This is a genomic window from Streptomyces sp. CGMCC 4.7035 (assembly GCF_031583065.1).
GTDB lineage: Bacteria > Actinomycetota > Actinomycetes > Streptomycetales > Streptomycetaceae > Streptomyces > Streptomyces yaanensis.
In genome coordinates this window covers 1,486,064-1,503,681 of the sequence record NZ_CP134053.1, presented here as the reverse complement: position 1 = coordinate 1,503,681, position 17,618 = coordinate 1,486,064, and the positions used below count along the sequence as shown (strand labels likewise).

Genomic DNA, 17,618 nt, shown 5'->3' with positions numbered 1-17,618 from the left:
CCCCGTACGAGCCTGAGCTTGGCGGCGCGTACAGCGAGTACGCTTCTCCCGCCCCCGAGCCGCAGCGCGCAGTACCCGCGCTAGCACTAGCTGGCAACGAGCTTTCGGCCCCGGACCACTTGTGGTCCGGGGCTCATTGCTGTGCGGACGCCGTACGAGGGTGCGGCGGTGTCACTTCTCCGCCCGCACCGGGATGTCCAGGATCACCCGCGTACCGCGCTCCGGGGCCGGGACCATGTCGAACGTGCCGCCCAACTCGCCCTCCACCAGCGTCCGTACGATCTGCAGACCGAGGTTGCCCGCCGTGTGCGGGTCGAAGCCCTCGGGCAGGCCGACCCCGTCGTCCTGGACCGTGACCAGGAGGCGGGCCTCCTTCGTCGTGCCGCCGCGGACCGCCGAGACCTCGACCGTGCCGGTGTCGCCCGGACGGAAGCCGTGTTCCAGAGCGTTCTGCAGGACCTCGGTCAGCACCATGGAGAGCGGGGTCGCGACCTCGGCGTCCAGGATCCCGAAGCGGCCACTGCGCCGGCCGGTGACCGAACCGGGCGAGATCTCGGCGACCATCGCGAGCACCCGGTCGGCGATCTCGTCGAAGTCCACGCGCTCGTCCAGGTTCTGGGACAGCGTCTCATGAACGATCGCGATCGAGCCGACCCTTCGTACGGCCTCTTCGAGGGCCTCCCGCCCGCGCTCGGACTCGATGCGGCGGGCCTGGAGGCGGAGCAGGGCGGCGACCGTCTGGAGGTTGTTCTTCACCCGGTGGTGGATCTCCCGGATGGTCGCGTCCTTGGTTATCAACTCACGCTCACGGCGTCGCAGTTCGGTGACGTCCCGGAGCAGGACGAGGGAACCGATACGCGTGCCCTTCGGCTTGAGGGGGATCGCGCGGAACTGGATCACCCCGTCGTGCGCCTCGATCTCGAACTCGCGCGGCGCCCAGCCGCTGGCGAGCTTGGACAGGGCCTCGTCCACCGGGCCCCGGGTCGGGGCGAGTTCGGCGGTGGTCTTGCCCAGGTGGTGGCCTACGAGGTCGGCGGCGAGGCCCAGGCGGTGGTACGCCGACAGCGCGTTCGGTGACGCGTACTGGACTATGCCGTCCGCGTCCAGCCGGATCAGTCCGTCGCCGACGCGCGGCGAGGCGTCCATGTCGACCTGCTGGTCGGGGAACGGGAAGGAACCGGCCGCGATCATCTGGGCGAGGTCGGAGGCGCTCTGGAGATACGTCAGCTCCAGGCGGCTCGGGGTCCGCACGGTCAGCAGGTTGGTGTTGCGCGCGATGACCCCGAGGACGCGCCCCTCGCGGCGCACGGGAATGGACTCGACCCGGACCGGGACCTCCTCGCGCCACTCGGGGTCGCCCTCGCGCACGATCCGGCCCTCGTCGAGGGCGGCGTCCAGCATGGGGCGGCGGCCGCGCGGGACCAGGTGGCCGACCATGTCGTCCTGGTAGGAGGTGGGGCCCGTGTTGGGGCGCATCTGCGCGACCGACACGTAGCGCGTGCCGTCGCTTGTGGGGACCCACAGGACCAGGTCGGCGAAGGAGAGGTCGGAGAGCAGCTGCCACTCCGACACCAGCAGGTGCAGCCACTCCAGGTCGGAGTCGCTGAGGGCGGTGTGCTGGCGGACCAGTTCGTTCATGGAGGGCACGTGTGCGAGCGTACTGGGGCTTCGGACATCGCTCGAAATCAGCCAGCTGTCCAGGTGGAGGCGACGGCCGGAACCGGCCCCGGAAACACCCGCGGGCCGCGGCGCCTGGGAGGGACCCTCAACCCTCCCGGCACCGCAGCCCGGAGCAGCAACGGCCGTGGGGTGTGCGGTCCCGGTCGGCCGAAGGTCGAGGAGCCGGGGCAGTCAGGGCAGAGAGCCCGGTTCCTCGGTCCGCCTTCCTGTGCGGGGAAGACGGAGGTTCATTGCGTCGAGTTCTCTCATCGGCGCGAGTCGTCGGCGCGACTCGTCTGCGCGACGAGAGAACTTTACTTGCTTTACCTGGATTGCGATTGCCTGAGCCTATGGACTAGACCACGTCCACGGACCATGGTGCTGCGTCCGGGCGCGTGTGTCCATGCGTTTGCGGATGTTTGTTGTTGTCTCTTTATCGGACATCCCCCGACGCTCACACGCAGCCTAGCCCGCTCCGACTCATCCGCGGGGCCAGATTGCCATGGCGACGTCCGCGAGTGCTTCCAACTCCTCCCGGCTCGCCCCGTCGCGCGCCTGTTGGGACATGCCCTGGATGATCGCGCCCGCGCACCGGGCGAGTGCGCCGGCGTCGGTACCGGCAGGCAGCTCACCGGCGGCGACGCCGGCCTTGATGCGGCTCTCGAAGGCGGCGATGTTGGCATTGCGCCGCGCCCGCAAGGACTCTTCGACCTCGGGGGTCGTGCAGTTGGTGGCGGCATGGACGACGAGACAGCCGTGCGGGTGACCGGGGGCCGTATAGAGGTCGGCGGCCTCGCGGAGCATCCGCTCGAAGGCGGCACGGACCGTGGGTTCCTCGGCGAGGGCACGGTCGCCGAAGGACCCGTACCGGTCGTCGTACACGGTGACGACCTCCTCGAACAACGACCGTTTGTCGCCGAACGCCGCGTACAGGCTGGGGGCGCCGATGCCCATGACGCGGGTGAGGTCGGAGACGGACGTGGCCTCGTAGCCGTGCTCCCAGAAAGCGAGGACGGCCTTTTCGAGGGCGGTCTCCCGGTCGAAGGAGCGGGGGCGCCCACGCGGCCGGACGGCGGCCCGCACCTCCAGGGCGGCGGGCGGTGCGTCCCCCGGCTCGCCTTGGGTCTTCTCCTGGCTGTTCACCATGGGGTGGATTTTATAGCGGGTACTAGAGAAATGCCGGCGCCCTGTCGTACGGTCTTTTCTGTAGCGGCCACTAGAGAAATGTGGAGGGGAGTCGGCATGGGCGTGCTCACGGGGAGGACGGCACTCGTCACGGGGGCGAGCAGGGGCATCGGCCGGGGGATCGCCGAGCGGCTGGCACGTGACGGCGCGCGGGTCGCCGTGCACTACGGCAGCAATGAGGCGGCGGCGAAGGAGACGGTCGCCGCGATCGAGGCGGCAGGCGGGTCCGCATTCGCGATCGGGGTCGAGCTGGGGCCGCCGGGTGACGCCCAGGCCCTGTGGGAGGAGTTCGACCGCCACGCGGACGGCCTGGACATCCTGGTGAACAACGCGGGCATCGGCACCTCGCGCCCGCTGGAGGAGATCGACGAGGAGGAGTACGACAAGGTCTTCGCGGTGAACGTGAAGGCACCGCACTTCATCGTGCGCCACGGCCTCGGCCGGCTGAGGGACGGCGGCCGGGTCATCAACATCTCGTCCGGACTCGCACGGACCGCGGTGATGCCGGACAAGATGGCGTACGCGATGACGAAGGGCGCACTGGACGTCTTCACCCGCGACCTGTCCAAGGTCCTGGGGCCCCGTGGCATCACCGTGAACTCGGTGGCGCCGGGCATCATCGACACCGACAACACCGCCGAGTTCCTGCACGGGACGAGGGACGGCTGGGCGCAGGCCGCGGCGATATCGGCACTGGGCCGCGTGGGCACCCCGGCGGACGTCGCGGACGTGGTGGCGTTCCTCGCGTCGGACGCGGGGCGGTGGGTCACGGGCAGCTGGGTGGATGCGACGGGGGGGTCGCTGACGTAGGCGAGCCGAGTGCGTCTCCGCCTCGTCAGCGCGTCTCCGTCACCTTCGCCAGGGCGCGCGGGGCGTCCGGGTCCTGACCGCGGGCGATCGTGACCTCGTAGGCCAGGAGCTGGAGCGGGATGATCTCCAGGATCGGCTGGATCTCCTCGGCCACGCCCTCGGTCGGCAGGACGAAGCCGGCGGAGGCCTGTTCGACCTGACCCGCGGGACCGATGACGACGAGGTCGGCGCCGCGGTCGCGCAGCCGGTCGAGCACGGGCTGGAGCGCGGCGCCACCCTTGCCGTCCGTCACGACCGCGATGACCGGCGAGACGTTGTCGACCATGGCGAGCGGGCCGTGCAGAAGGTCGGCGCCGGAGTAGGAGAGAGCGGGGATGTAACTGGTCTCCATCAGCTTCAGGGCGGCTTCCTTGGCGGTCGGATAGCCGTATCCGCGCGAGGTGATGACCATGCGCTCGGCGAAGCGGTAGCGGGAGGCGAGGGTGCGGACCTCGTCCTGCCGGGCGAGGAGTTGCTCCGCGAGGTCGGGCAGCACCTTGGCGGGGGCTCCGTCGCCTCCGCGCAGTCCTTCGACGAAGAGATAGAGGGCGAGAAGGGAGGCGGTATAGGTCTTGGTCGCGGGGAGGGCCCTCTCCGGCCCGGCCATGATGTCGATGTGGAACTCGGAGACAGCGGCCAGCGGTGAGTCCGGGTTGTTGGTCACGGCGACCGTGAGGGCGCCGGCGTCGCGGGCGGCCCGCGTCGAGGCGACCAGATCCGGGGAGCCGCCGGACTGGCTGACCGTGATGACGAGGACGTCGGTGAGGTCGGGGCGGGCGCCGTACGCCGTGGTCGTCGACATCGAGGTCAGACCGCAGGGCAGGCCGAGGCGGATCTCCAGCAGGTACTTGGCGTAGAGCGCGGCATTGTCGGAGGTGCCACGGGCGGTCAGCAGCACGAACCGGGGCCTGCGGGCGGCGACCTCCCGGGCCACCTCGTGGATGCGCGGGGCGCCCGTTTCCAGGATCCGGCGCAGCACGGCGGGCTGCTCGGCCATCTCCCGGGCCATGATCCGCCCGGGGAGATCGGCGCTGCGGGGGTCCGTGGTGGGGGCGGTCATGGGGGCCTCCTTGGGTGACTCGCCGGTACGGCAGGGCGCCGGCTGACTCCATTCCACTCCCTCGCTCCCCGGATCGCGCATCCGGGCGGCGACCCGCACGCGACGGGCGGGGGAAGCCGAGGTGTCCGGGGCGTCCGGGACTCCGGGTGTCCGGGGCGTCCGGGGTTTCCGGGCTCCGGGGCGTCCGCGGTGTCCTGGGACTCCGGGCCTCCAAGGCGTCCGCAGCATCCGGACCTGCGGGCCTCTGGGCCTCCGGGCCTCCGGGGCACCCAGGGTGTTCAGGGCCTCCAGGGACGAAGCGGCTCGCCGAAGGGTGGACCGAACCCCTGCGAACCGCTTCATTCTGCTAGATTGGCCTTGCAGATTGGTCTATACCACCACGTTCCCCTTCGGTTCCCAGGCGAGCCCCTCCTCAGATCGGCAGGCCCAGCGTGGAAGTTGTCATCGTTCCGGACGCCAAGGCGGGTGGCGAGCTCATCGCCGAGGCCATGGCTCAGCTGCTCCGGCGGAAGCCCGACGCCCTCCTCGGCGTGGCCACCGGTTCGACCCCTCTGCCCATTTACGAGGCGCTGGCGGCCAAGGTGCGCTCCGGCACCGTGGACGCCTCGCGGGCGCGGGTCGCACAGCTCGACGAATACGTGGGGCTGCCGGCCGAGCATCCGGAGTCGTACCGCTCCGTCCTCAGGCGCGAGGTGCTGGAGCCGCTCGGGATCGGCATGGACGCGTTCATGGGGCCCGACGGCACCGCCGAGGACGTACAGGGCGCGTGCGATGCGTACGACAAGGCGCTGGGCACGGCCGGCGGCGTGGACCTCCAGTTGCTCGGGATCGGGACCGACGGGCACATCGGGTTCAACGAGCCGTGCTCCTCGCTCGCCTCGCGGACCCGGATCAAGACGCTCACCGAACAGACCCGGATAGACAACGCGCGCTTCTTCGACGGCGACATCGACCAGGTGCCGCACCATGTGATCACCCAGGGCATAGGGACCATCCTGGAGGCGCGGCACCTTGTGCTCCTCGCGACCGGCGAGGGCAAGGCGGACGCGGTCGCCGCGACCGTCGAGGGCCCGGTCGCCGCGGTCTGCCCGGCCTCCGCGCTCCAGCTCCATCCGCACGCGACGGTCGTCGCCGACGAGGCCGCCGCGTCCAAGCTGAAGCTCGCCGACTACTTCCGGCACACCTACGCCAACAAGCCCGGCTGGCAAGGCATCTGAGGCATGCCGGGATATATGGACTAGACCAGCGAAGGTGCCGGCGGTATACAGAGGGGATCCCCGGCCGTGCAAACGGGGATCGCGGAGCGTACGGGGAGGACATCTCCCCATGAAGCCGTGCCACGATGTGAGCCGTGACCGACGGCCTGTCGGTCGCTTCGGCATCCGGAGCCGGGAAGGCAGAGCATGAGCACCGACGTCAGCAGTGCGGAGAACGAGGGCGGGGCAACCGTCCGCACCGCGCGCGTGCCCAAGTACTACCGTCTGAAGAAGCACCTGCTCGACATGACGGAGACGCTGCCGCCGGGCACGCCGGTGCCGCCCGAGCGCACGCTGGCCGCCGAGTTCGACACCTCGCGGACGACCGTGCGCCAGGCACTCCAGGAGCTGGTCGTCGAGGGGCGGCTCGAACGCATCCAGGGCAAGGGCACGTTCGTCGCGAAGCCGAAGGTCTCGCAGGCGCTGCAACTCACCTCGTACACCGAGGACATGCGCGCCCAGGGCCTCGAACCGACCTCGCAGCTGCTGGACATCGGCTACATCACGGCCGACGACGCACTCGCCGGGCTGCTCGACATCTCGGCCGGCGGCCGGGTGCTGCGCATCGAGCGGCTGCGGCTGGCGAGCGGCGAGCCGATGGCGATCGAGACGACGCACCTGTCTGCCAAGCGCTTCCCGGCGCTGCGCCGGTCGCTGGTCAAGTACACCTCGCTGTACACGGCGCTTGCCGAGGTGTACGACGTCCATCTCGCGGAGGCCGAGGAGACCATCGAGACATCGCTGGCCACCCCGCGCGAGGCGGGGCTGCTCGGCACGGACGTGGGCCTGCCGATGCTGATGCTCTCCCGGCATTCGCTGGACAGGGAGGGCAAGCCGGTGGAGTGGGTGCGGTCCGTCTACCGCGGGGACCGCTACAAGTTCGTGGCGAGGCTGAGCCGCCCGAACCCCTGAGACCTGCTGCGCCACAACGCCGGGCTCCACTCCTGCTCCACGGTCCACCGCCGCAGAGGCCGAGGGGCGAATTTGCGGACCGATATGCGGACGAGGGCTTCCGCTCTCGTGAAGCCGTCACCTACATTGCCTGCGCGTTACATCGGTGATCAGTGAGGGGACGGAGCCGTTAGATGTCGAACCAGCCGGATGTGAGCAGAGAGGCGGTGGTGACGCCTGTGCGCGTCGTCATCGCCCTCTGTCTAGTAGCACCCTTCGTCGCGATGCTGTGGGTCGGTTCCTACGCCAAGACGGACCCCGCGTTCATCGGCATCCCGTTCTTCTACTGGTACCAGATGCTCTGGGTGGTGATCTCCACGGCGCTGACGATGCTCGCGTACGCGCTGTGGCGACGTGACCAGCGCGCCCGCGCCGCCGCGAAGGGGGGTGCGGCGGAATGAAGAACGACGTCAACGGAGTCGCGCTCGGCGTCTTCATCTTCTTCTTCCTGGCCGTCACCGTCGTGGGCTTCCTGGCGGCACGCTGGCGCAAGGCCGAGAACGAGCACAGCCTGGACGAATGGGGTCTGGGCGGACGGTCGTTCGGCACCTGGATCACCTGGTTCCTGCTCGGCGGCGACCTGTACACGGCGTACACCTTCGTGGCCGTGCCGGCGGCGATCTACGCGGCGGGCGCGGCAGGCTTCTTCGCGGTGCCGTACACCATCCTGGTCTACCCGCTGATCTTCACGTTCCTCCCGCGCCTGTGGTCGGTCTCCCACCGGCACGGATACGTGACGACGTCCGACTTTGTGCGCGGCCGCTTCGGGTCGAAGGGCCTGTCGCTCGCGGTGGCGGTCACCGGCATCCTGGCGACGATGCCGTACATCGCGCTCCAGCTGGTCGGTATCCAGGCCGTGCTGGACGTGATGGGCGTGGGCGGCGGCGAGAACACGAACTGGTTCGTGAAGGATCTGCCGCTGCTGATCGCCTTCGGCGTGCTGGCCGCGTACACGTACTCGTCGGGCCTCAGAGCCCCCGCGCTGATCGCGTTCGTGAAGGACACGCTGATCTACATCGTGATCGCCGTGGCGATCATCTACATCCCGATCAAGCTGGGCGGCTTCGACGACATCTTCGCCAAGGCGGCCCACGCGTTCGCCCAGACGAACGCGACGACGGGGAAGCCACGCGGAGCTCTCGCACCGGCGGAGGCGGGCCAGTGGACGTATGCGACGCTCGCCCTGGGCTCGGCGCTCGCGCTGTTCATGTACCCGCACTCGATCACCGCGACGCTGTCCTCGCGCAGCCGTGAGGTGATCCGCCGCAACACCACGATCCTGCCGCTGTACTCGCTGATGCTGGGTCTGCTGGCCCTGCTGGGCTTCATGGCGATCGCGGCGGGCGTGCAGGTCAAGAACGGGCAGCTGGCCATCCCCCAGCTCTTCGAGGACATGTTCCCGGACTGGTTCGCGGGCGTGGCGTTCGCGGCGATCGGCATCGGCGCACTGGTTCCGGCGGCGATCATGTCGATCGCGGCGGCGAACCTCTTCACGCGCAACATCTACAAGGACTTCATCAAGCCGGACGCCACCGCGGAGCAGGAGACCAAGGTCTCCAAGCTGGTGTCCCTGCTGGTGAAGGTGGGCGCGTTGATCTTCGTCCTGACGATGGACAAGACGGTGGCGATCAACTTCCAGCTGCTGGGCGGAATCTGGATCCTGCAGACCTTCCCGGCCCTGGTCGGCGGCCTGTTCACCCGCTGGTTCCACCGCTGGGCGCTGCTGGCGGGCTGGGCGGTCGGCATGGTCTACGGCACGCTCGCCGCGTACGGCGTCGCCTCGCCGACCAACCCGGACCAGAAGCACTTCGGCGGCTCCAACGCGAAGATCCCGGGCCTCGACGAGATGGGCTACATCGGCCTGACGTCGTTCGTGCTGAACGTGGTGGTCGCGGTGGTCCTGACGGTCGTCCTGCGCGCGCTGAAGGCCCCGGAGGGCACCGACGAGACGAAGCCGGAGGACTACACGGCGGACGCGGGCGACCCAGGAGTACAGGTGGACCTGCCGCCGGCCACGGCCGGCGCGAGCCACTAGGCGACAGGACTCCCCGGAGGCTGCCGCCCCCAGCCCCCGCTACGGCCTGAGGCCTCAGCCCGCAGGTCTCGGGCCTCAGGCCTCAGGCCTCATCCTCAAAACCCCGTCGGACCGGCTGATAGTTCAGCCGGTCCGACGGCGTTCTCAGGCGCGGGGAGTGCGGCACCGATGAGTTGACCCTTCGGCACCCGACACTCTCCGGAGCCGACTCGGCACAACATCTGGGGGTGGCACCGCGACCCGGCACAAGATGTATGCTCATGCTCGCTGTCGCCGCAGGGGAATCCGGTGCGAATCCGGAACTGTCCCGCAACGGTGTACTTGTACGTGTCCGTCCCGGACGGAATGCGTACGAGCGTCAGTCCGAGGACCTGCCGACAGCGCGCCCGGCCGTCCGGTCCGGGTGCCCTGACGTCCGGGCCTCGTGGAATGGGCCGGTGGACGCGACGCCGGCGTGCGCTCGTGAGCTACCCCTGCCCTCCACCAGGCCCCGTGCCGAGCGAGGGAGAGCCCCACGTGACCATCGCGCCAGCAGACCCGGTTTCAGCAACCGAGGCAGCCCAGGCGACTCCGGCGGCCGACGACGGTCCCGGTGCCGCGCTGCTGCGGACCCTGACCGAGCTGACCGCCGACCTCCCCGACGCCGACCCCGGCCGGGTCGCCGCCGCCGCGCTGCGCGGCCGGTCCGCGCACGCGGACGAGACGGAGCTGCGCGAGCTGGCCACGGAGGCGGCCGCCGGCCTCATCTCCGAGGACCCCGCCTACTCGAAGCTGGCCGCCCGGCTGCTGACGATCGGCATCCGCGCCGAAGCCGCCTCCCAGGGCGTCACCTCGTTCACCGAGTCCGTCGCCGTCGGGCACCGGGAAGGGCTCATCGCCGACCGCACCGCCGAGTTCGTGCGGCTCCACGCCGACCGTCTCGACGCGCTCGTCGACCCCGCCGCCGACGACCGCTTCGGCTACTTCGGCCTGCGGACGCTCCACAGCCGCTACCTCCTCCGGCATCCGATCACCCGCAAGGTCGTCGAGACGCCGCAGCAGTTCATGCTGCGCGTCGCCGCCGGTCTCGCCGAGGACGACGGCACCCGCTCCGTCGACGAAGTCGCCGCGCTCTACGGGCTCATGAGCCGCCTCGACTACCTCCCCTCCTCCCCCACCCTCTTCAACTCCGGCACACGGCACCCCCAGATGTCGTCCTGCTACCTCCTCGACTCCCCGCTGGACGAGCTGGACTCCATCTACGACCGCTACCACCAGGTCGCCCGCCTCTCGAAGCACGCCGGCGGCATCGGCCTGTCGTACTCCCGTATCCGCTCGCGCGGTTCGCTGATCCGCGGCACCAACGGGCACTCCAACGGCATCGTCCCGTTCCTGAAGACCCTCGACGCCTCGGTCGCCGCCGTGAACCAGGGCGGCCGGCGCAAGGGCGCGGCCGCGGTCTACCTGGAGACCTGGCACTCCGACATCGAGGAGTTCCTGGAGCTGCGCGACAACACCGGCGAGGACGCCCGCCGTACGCACAACCTGAACCTCGCGCACTGGATCCCGGACGAGTTCATGCGCCGGGTCAACGCCGACGAGCAGTGGTCGCTGTTCTCCCCGGCGGACGTGCCGGAGCTGGTCGACCTGTGGGGCGAGGAGTTCGACGCGGCCTACCGCAAGGCCGAGGCGAACGGGCTCGCCAAGAAGACCATCCCGGCCCGTGACCTGTACGGCCGCATGATGCGCACCCTCGCGCAGACCGGCAACGGCTGGATGACCTTCAAGGACGCCGCCAACCGCACCGCCAACCAGACGGCCGAGCCGGGCCACGTCGTCCACTCCTCCAACCTCTGCACGGAGATCCTGGAGGTCACGGACGACGGGGAGACGGCGGTCTGCAACCTGGGGTCGGTCAACCTCGGCGCCTTCGTCGATCCGGCTTCCCGGGACATCGACTGGGAGCGGCTGGACGCCACCGTCCGCACCGCCGTCACCTTCCTCGACCGCGTGGTCGACATCAACTTCTACCCGACCGAGCAGGCGGGCCGCTCCAACGCCAAGTGGCGCCCGGTCGGCCTCGGCGCCATGGGTCTGCAGGACGTCTTCTTCAAGCTGCGCCTGCCCTTCGACTCGCCGGAGGCCAAGGCCCTCTCCACCCGGATCGCCGAGCGCATCATGCTCGCCGCGTACGAGGCCTCCGCCGACCTCGCCGAGCGCAACGGCCCGCTCCCGGCCTGGGAGAAGACCCGTACCGCCAAGGGTGTGCTGCACCCCGACCACTACGACGTGGAACTGACCTGGCCCGAGCGCTGGGCGGCCCTGCGTGAGCGCATCGCCTCCGTCGGCATGCGCAACTCGCTCCTCCTCGCCATCGCGCCGACCGCCACCATCGCCTCCATCGCGGGCGTCTACGAGTGCATCGAGCCCCAGGTCTCCAACCTGTTCAAGCGCGAGACCCTGTCCGGCGAGTTCCTCCAGGTCAACTCCTACCTGGTCAACGACCTCAAGGAACTCGGCGTCTGGGACGCCCGCACCCGTGAGGCGCTGCGCGACTCGAGCGGCTCGGTGCAGGACTTCGCGTGGATCCCGGCCGACGTACGGGCCCTGTACCGCACCGCCTGGGAGATCCCGCAGCGCGGCCTGATCGACATGGCCGCCGCCCGCACCCCGTTCCTCGACCAGGCTCAGTCCCTGAATCTCTTCCTGGAGACGCCGACCATCGGCAAGCTCTCCTCGATGTACGCGTACGCCTGGAAGTCGGGCCTGAAGACGACGTACTACCTGCGCTCCCGCCCGGCGACCCGCATCGCCCGCGCCGCCCAGGGCCAGGCGCAGGCCCAGAAGCCCATCCCCGTCCAGCAGGTGGCCGACCCCGACGCCGTCGCCTGCTCCCTTGAGAACCCCGAGTCCTGCGAGGCCTGCCAGTAATGACTACCCGTAACACCAACCTGCTCGACCCGGGCTTCGAACTGACTCTCCGCCCGATGCGCTACCCGGACTTCTACGAGCGCTACCGGGACGCCATCAAGAACACCTGGACCGTGGAGGAGGTCGACCTCCACTCGGACGTCGCCGACCTCGCGAAGCTGACGCCCGGTGAGCAGCACCTGATCGGCCGCCTGGTGGCGTTCTTCGCGACGGGCGACTCCATCGTGGCGAACAACCTGGTGCTCACGCTGTACAAGCACATCAACTCCCCGGAGGCGCGCCTGTACCTGTCGCGCCAGCTGTTCGAGGAGGCCGTGCACGTCCAGTTCTATCTGACCCTCCTGGACACCTACCTGCCCGACCCGGACGACCGTGCCGCCGCCTTCGCGGCCGTCGAGAGCATCCCCTCCATCCGCGAGAAGGCCGAGTTCTGCTTCAAGTGGATGGACTCGGTGGAGAAGTTGGACCGGCTGGAGACCAAGGCCGACCGCCGCCGCTTCCTGCTCAACCTCATCTGCTTCGCGGCGTGCATCGAGGGCCTGTTCTTCTACGGTGCCTTCGCGTACGTCTACTGGTTCCGCAGCCGGGGTCTGCTGCACGGCCTGGCCACCGGCACCAACTGGGTGTTCCGCGACGAGACGATGCACATGTCGTTCGCCTTCGACGTGGTCGACACCGTGCGCAAGGAGGAGCCGGACCTCTTCGACGACGAACTCCAGCAGCAGGTCACCGACATGCTGAGGGAGGCCGTCGAGGCCGAGCTGCAGTTCGCGCGTGACCTGTGCGGGGACGGCCTCCCGGGCATGAACACCGACTCGATGCGGCAGTACCTGGAGTGCGTCGCCGACCAGCGCCTGACGCGTCTCGGCTTCGCACCGGTGTACGGCTCCGAGAACCCCTTCTCCTTCATGGAGCTCCAGGGGGTCCAGGAGCTGACCAACTTCTTCGAGCGGCGCCCGTCGGCGTACCAGGTCGCGGTGGAGGGCACGGTCGACCTGGACGAGGACTTCTAGACCGGCGCCACCCCCTACCACCGGTGCTGGGGACGACGCCGAACGCGTAGCGGCGCACGTTCAGGGGCCCACAGGCCGCCTGAACGTGCGCCGCCGCCTCACCGCGGTATCGCCTTCAGCAGCAGCCGCCGCGGACGCAGCGTGATGCCGATGCGGGGCCTGATGTCCGACCCCGGCGCCTGTTCGAAGCGGTACGTGGACGCCACCACCGCCGCGATGAGCGTGAGCACGACCATCGAGAAGTGGTCGCCCGGGCATTTCCGATTCCCGACGCTGAACGGGATCATCGCGAACTTCGGGACGTCCTTGGCGCGTTCCGGAAGCCAGCGGTCGGGGTCGAACTCCAAATGCCGCTGGTACGATCGCGGATCGCACTGGATCGCGTACGGGCTGTACACCACGTCGGCCCCGGCCGGAATGCGATACCCGCCGAGCACGGTGTCGGCGGCCGCCCGGTGCATCAATATCCAAACCGCCGGATACAACCGTATGGTCTCGACCACTACATTCCGCGTGTGCGTCAGCTTGTCGACGTCCTCGAATCCCACCGGCCGGTCCCCGACGACGGTTTTCACCTCGTCGTGTATCAGGCTCGCCTGCTCCGGGTGTTCGGTGAAGACCCGCAGGAGCGACATGACGGTGGAGCCCAGCGTTTCGTTGCCGGCGACGGCTATCGCGACGACCTGATCGTGGATCTCCTGCTCCCCGATGGGGTCGCCATTCTCGTCCTTCGCCTCCAGCAAAACGGTCAGCAAATCGTCCGGCTTTTGACCGGATGCCCGGCGCTCGGCGATGATCTCGTCGGCCAGCCGATGGAAATCGGCCAGAGCCTGGTTGAATGCGCGGTTGGCCGGAAGTGGCAGCCGGTACAGCGGTCCGAGGGGGACGACCATGCGCTGGTACATGCCGCTGAACAACGTGGTGAGCGCGGCGGAGACGCGATCGGCCCGGGTGTCCGTGTACGTGCCGCGCATCAGGCAGCGGGTGGCGATGCGGGGCGTGACCCGGAACGACTCCGCCGTGACGTCGATCGTCTCGCCGGACCGCCAGCGTTCCACCAGCGAGTAGACCTCCTCCTCCATGACCGGCCCGTACCCCTGGAGGGCGGCGAGCCTGAAGGCGGGCTGCATGTCACGCCGCTGACGCTGGTGCAGCGGCCCGTTGGTGGTGGCCACCCCCTGCTCGCCGAGCAGACCTCGGAGGGACTCCCACAGCGGTCCGTCGACGACGTAGTCGGGGCTGAGGGCGACGGCCCCGGTGAGTTCCGGGGTGGTCACGGCGTACACCGTCTTGGGGCCCAGCTTCAGGCGCAGCACGTCGCCGTGGTCGCGCAGCCCCGCGAGGAAGCCCACCGGATCCCGGACCAGTTGCAGGCCGTGGCCGAGGAGCGGGACGGCACCCCCGGCGAGGGGCGGCTCGCCCGGTTCCTCCGCGCCTGCGGAGGGCCGGCGTGCCTGCGGGGTCCCGGAGTGCGCCGATTCGACTGTCATTTCTCACCTGCCGCTTCGTTGTTGACGTACGGGGGTGTCGAGCGGTCGTCCCAGCTGTCGACCATGTACCGGCCGGACTCGTGGTGGAACCAGTACACGGTGCTGAACCAGTTCCGCATATTCGCGACGATCGCTTTCACTGCGACGCTCAATTCCCTGCCCCGCCTGGTGCCGTCCGCGAGGGTGCCGGCGAACCGTAGCGCCTCTTTTTCGGCTTCGAGGAATTCTGATATGCATACCTCGACCCGTCGCCTTACTTCCTTGATGGCTTCTTCGAGCGTCAGCCCCTCGTGATGAATGAGGCTGATTCCGAGATTGTGCACCTCGTCTCCCGCGATTTCCTTGGGGAGCGAGCAGAGGTCGTTGTACCAGGCGGCGAATTCCTGACTCAACAGCGCCGCCCGCCGATAAGCGGGGTGTTTCCGCACGGCGTCGGGAAGTTCGCGTCGTGCGCTCTGCTCCAGCAGATCCGTCCATATCCAGTGCGCGAACGTGAGCCGCCGGAGTTCGAGATAGGCGTCGACCGTCGGGACGGTTCGGTAGGTGCGGTTGCGGAATTCCCGGTCGTACGCCTCGATCACCGCGTGGAAGTGCCGGGCGAAGCGCGCGTTCCACTTCTTTCCGAGGAACGAGTACAACCGCACCACGCTGTCCGCGAACCCCGCGACCAGGGGATCCGGGTGATGCAGGTGGCCCCTCGGGGACTCCAGGGCCGCATGCAGCTGGTACCTCAGCCTCCGCCAGGCGATCGGCCGCCGGTGGACGATGTCACGGTCGTGGCGGTCGTCCCAGACGAAGAACCACGCGCTGTAGTCGGCTATCGCCTGCAGGACCTCATCGGGGGCTCCGATGTAGTAGCCCGCCATGAGATCGGTGTAGCACAGTCCATCGGCATATTCCTCGACCTTGTCCGCCGGCATGAGCCGTTTTTCCAGCAGCCAGGAACGTGTCTTCTCCTGCAGGTGGGGCCAATACGGATGCAGTCGCCGGGTAAACGCGTCCTCGATCACCGGTAGAGACAGCGCCGGTGGAACCGCGACCGCAGTCGTCGATGAAGTGCGGTGTGGGAAAGCTGGCACGGACAAACCCCTCTCAGCCGCCGGTTGGCGTCACACCCCTCCCGCCGTGCCGGGCGCGCGCCGTTGCGTATCCCCGCGCTTTCCATTCAGCACCACAACTGACCGATCTGGGAATGGATTTGCTTCACTCACTACCCCGTAGTGCCGAGAATGCCCCCTGAGTGTCCGGTTATGGATCAGTTGATGCGTACACGGGATCCACTGTGCGTCGTACATGCGAACGGCGCCTGGCCGGGAGGGATCCCGGCCAGGCGCCGTCGTCGAGGGCTCGCTCGCCCCAACTGTCGTTTTCTTCCACGGCCGTTCGGGGGCCGCGGGCCAGACCGCCGGACACCGTCCGGCGGCGGAATCAGTCGTTGGCCACCACGGGGTAGCGGGGCTCGTTCTCGGCCATCTGCCGCAGGGCGTCCTTGCGCTCACGCTTGGAGAGCCGGTCGATGTAGAGGTAGCCGTACAGGTGGTCCGTCTCGTGCTGCAAACACCGAGCGAAGTAGCCGGTGCCGCGCACCTTGATCGGGTTGCCCTTCTCGTCCTGCCCGGTGACCTCGGCGTAGTCGGGGCGGGCGAGCGGCGCGTACGCGGTCGGCACGGACAGGCAGCCCTCGTTGCTGTCGTCCAGGCGGCGCTTGTCGGCGGGCAGGTCGACCAGCTTCGGGTTGCAGACGACGCCGACGTGCCGCACGCCCTCGTCGTCCATGCAGTCGTAGACGAAGACCTTCAGGTCGACGCCGATCTGGTTGGCGGCCAGGCCAACACCCTCAGCGGTGCGCTGGCTGGCGAACATGTCCGCGACCAGCTGGTCCAGCTCCTCACCGAACTCGGTGACGTCCTTGCACTCCTTGTGCAGCACCGGGTTCCCGACGACGGTGATCGGCCGCGAGGTGCCGCGCTCGCGCCAGGCCGTCTCGCGCTCCTCCGTGTCCTCGGTGTCGATGACGAAGCCCTCGTCGTCCACGGGGAGCACGCCCGCGTGCTGCTGATCGGTGTCCTGCTGCGCCATGACCGACGTACGCCTTCCTGCGACCTTTGAGAAAATCTGCGAGTACAGCCTACGGGGCGCGGTCGGGTGGCTTCCCGGGGATCATGAGCTTGACCCGGCTCAACAGACCTCTTCCAGGTCCCGCCAGTCCCGGGTGTCCGGGCTGTCCGCGACCCAGCCGTCGAGCAGCCCGCGCACCAGCGAGGCGGGCGCCGCGATGCCGCACTCGCGCTCGGGCACCCACAGCTGCCCGTCGGTGCGGTGCCCCAGCGGTCCCGGATGCCCGGGCTCGCTGTGGTCGTGCGGGTCGAGGTGCTCGCCGTCGCCCTCGTCGGACGGCATCCGGGATTCGGAGCACATACGGCACAGCAGCCGCACGGACGAGGACCAGTCCTCGGCGGCGAAGCCGGCGTCCGCGGCCAGCTGCTCCAGCGCGTCCCGGTCGTCCTCGGTCTCGGCCTCCAGCAGCACGACCCAGGTCGGCACCGGCGAGGGCGCCCACAGCTCGATCTCGTCGAAGACCGGGTACGCGTGCCCGGCAGCCGTCGTGCGCTCGCCATGCGGTACGCCGTCGTGCAGCACGACCTCGCCCCAGCGGCGCCCGGAGGACGGCAGCGGGATGGAGAGCACCTCGATGCGGGCGGGGTCCAGCCTGCGCCCCCAGACGACCTCGGCCTCGCCCTCCGGCGACAGCCGCACGGCCGCGCTGCCCAGCTCCATCCCGGCGGGCTCGCCGGAGACGGCGGCGCCTCCCGGCACCCGCAGGCCGTACGCCTGCCAGGCGCGGCGGGCCAGCGGCCAGTCCTGAAGGGCGGTGGCGGCGATGCCCACGTTCCACCAGTCGGGCGCCCCGGTCTCCCGGTCGAGCAGGGCCACGGCACGCAGCCCGGCGGTACGGGCCTGCTCCCAGTCGTGGCGGAACTTGTGGAGCAGGGCGAGGTTGAACCAGGACTCCGACAGCCAGGGCTCCAGGTCCGCGGCGCGGGTCAGCAGCGCTCCCGCGTCCTCGTACCGGCCGTCACCGATCAGCGTGAACGCGCGGTCGGTGGCCTGCCGCCAGGAGGCGGAGGGCCGGTGTCGTCCCTTACCGAAGATCCTCACGATTCCCGCCTGCCAGTCCCTTGCGATTCCCGCCTGCCGATTCCTTGACAC

General features: G+C 69.3%; 14 protein-coding genes and 1 riboswitch. Of the genes, 7 read left to right on the top strand and 7 right to left on the bottom strand.

Annotation, left to right across the window (positions count from 1 at the left end):
• Window positions 1-171: 171 nt before the first annotated feature.
• Together Q2K21_RS06185 and Q2K21_RS06180 are read right to left on the bottom strand one after the other, a co-directional pair.
• Window positions 172-1,647, bottom strand: a complete 1,476-nt coding sequence (locus tag Q2K21_RS06185; RefSeq protein WP_310766601.1) for a sensor histidine kinase — start codon at window positions 1,645-1,647, stop codon at window positions 172-174.
• A gap of 492 nt (window positions 1,648-2,139) precedes the next feature.
• A complete protein-coding gene (locus Q2K21_RS06180) occupies window positions 2,140-2,805 on the bottom strand; it encodes a TetR/AcrR family transcriptional regulator (protein ID WP_310766598.1) in 666 nt (221 codons plus the stop codon).
• Between the two features lie 96 nt (window positions 2,806-2,901).
• Here Q2K21_RS06180 and Q2K21_RS06175 point away from each other — a divergent pair, with 96 nt between their 5' ends.
• Window positions 2,902-3,654: an SDR family oxidoreductase gene (locus tag Q2K21_RS06175; RefSeq protein WP_310766595.1), complete on the top strand. Its 753-nt coding sequence runs from the start codon at window positions 2,902-2,904 to the stop codon at window positions 3,652-3,654.
• A 25-nt stretch (window positions 3,655-3,679) separates the two neighbouring features.
• Here Q2K21_RS06175 and Q2K21_RS06170 read toward each other — a convergent pair whose 3' ends face one another.
• Window positions 3,680-4,753 carry an SIS domain-containing protein gene (locus Q2K21_RS06170; protein ID WP_310766592.1) on the bottom strand — a complete coding sequence of 358 codons (1,074 nt, stop codon included), beginning with the start codon at window positions 4,751-4,753 and terminating at the stop codon, window positions 3,680-3,682.
• Between the two features lie 431 nt (window positions 4,754-5,184).
• Here Q2K21_RS06170 and nagB point away from each other — a divergent pair, with 431 nt between their 5' ends.
• From nagB to Q2K21_RS06140, 6 genes are all read left to right on the top strand, one after another.
• Window positions 5,185-5,970 carry a glucosamine-6-phosphate deaminase gene (gene nagB, locus Q2K21_RS06165; protein WP_310766589.1) on the top strand — a complete coding sequence of 262 codons (786 nt, stop codon included), beginning with the start codon at window positions 5,185-5,187 and terminating at the stop codon, window positions 5,968-5,970.
• A gap of 186 nt (window positions 5,971-6,156) precedes the next feature.
• Complete coding sequence (locus Q2K21_RS06160) at window positions 6,157-6,921, top strand: GntR family transcriptional regulator (protein WP_310766585.1); 765 nt, start codon at window positions 6,157-6,159, stop codon at window positions 6,919-6,921.
• A gap of 173 nt (window positions 6,922-7,094) precedes the next feature.
• Window positions 7,095-7,361: a DUF3311 domain-containing protein gene (locus Q2K21_RS06155; protein WP_310766582.1), complete on the top strand. Its 267-nt coding sequence runs from the start codon at window positions 7,095-7,097 to the stop codon at window positions 7,359-7,361.
• On the top strand, window positions 7,358-8,995 hold the full coding sequence (gene mctP, locus Q2K21_RS06150; RefSeq protein WP_310766579.1) for a monocarboxylate uptake permease MctP: 1,638 nt from the start codon (window positions 7,358-7,360) through the stop codon (window positions 8,993-8,995). Before Q2K21_RS06155 ends, mctP begins: the two co-directional genes overlap by 4 nt.
• Window positions 8,996-9,249: 254 nt before the next feature.
• Window positions 9,250-9,388: riboswitch (cobalamin riboswitch) on the top strand.
• Between the two features lie 123 nt (window positions 9,389-9,511).
• Complete coding sequence (locus Q2K21_RS06145) at window positions 9,512-11,905, top strand: ribonucleoside-diphosphate reductase subunit alpha (protein ID WP_310766575.1); 2,394 nt, start codon at window positions 9,512-9,514, stop codon at window positions 11,903-11,905.
• Entirely contained in the window at window positions 11,905-12,918 is a 1,014-nt protein-coding gene (locus tag Q2K21_RS06140) for a ribonucleotide-diphosphate reductase subunit beta (protein WP_310766572.1), read from the top strand. The genes Q2K21_RS06145 and Q2K21_RS06140 overlap by 1 nt, the downstream gene beginning before the upstream one ends.
• 98 nt (window positions 12,919-13,016) lie before the next feature.
• Here Q2K21_RS06140 and Q2K21_RS06135 read toward each other — a convergent pair whose 3' ends face one another.
• The 4 genes from Q2K21_RS06135 to Q2K21_RS06120 all read right to left on the bottom strand — a co-directional run bounded on the left by Q2K21_RS06135 (window position 13,017) and on the right by Q2K21_RS06120 (window position 17,567).
• Window positions 13,017-14,408: a bifunctional albaflavenone monooxygenase/terpene synthase gene (locus Q2K21_RS06135; protein WP_310766569.1), complete on the bottom strand. Its 1,392-nt coding sequence runs from the start codon at window positions 14,406-14,408 to the stop codon at window positions 13,017-13,019.
• Complete coding sequence (cyc1, locus tag Q2K21_RS06130) at window positions 14,405-15,487, bottom strand: epi-isozizaene synthase (RefSeq protein ID WP_310766566.1); 1,083 nt, start codon at window positions 15,485-15,487, stop codon at window positions 14,405-14,407. The genes Q2K21_RS06135 and cyc1 overlap by 4 nt, the downstream gene beginning before the upstream one ends.
• 349 nt (window positions 15,488-15,836) lie before the next feature.
• The gene (def, locus tag Q2K21_RS06125) at window positions 15,837-16,487 is read right to left on the bottom strand and encodes a peptide deformylase (protein WP_310766563.1); all 651 of its coding nucleotides are present in this window, start codon (window positions 16,485-16,487) and stop codon (window positions 15,837-15,839) included.
• A gap of 99 nt (window positions 16,488-16,586) precedes the next feature.
• Window positions 16,587-17,567, bottom strand: coding sequence for a tetratricopeptide repeat protein (locus tag Q2K21_RS06120; protein ID WP_310766560.1), 981 nt, complete (start codon window positions 17,565-17,567; stop codon window positions 16,587-16,589).
• Between the last annotated feature and the right edge of the window lie 51 nt (window positions 17,568-17,618).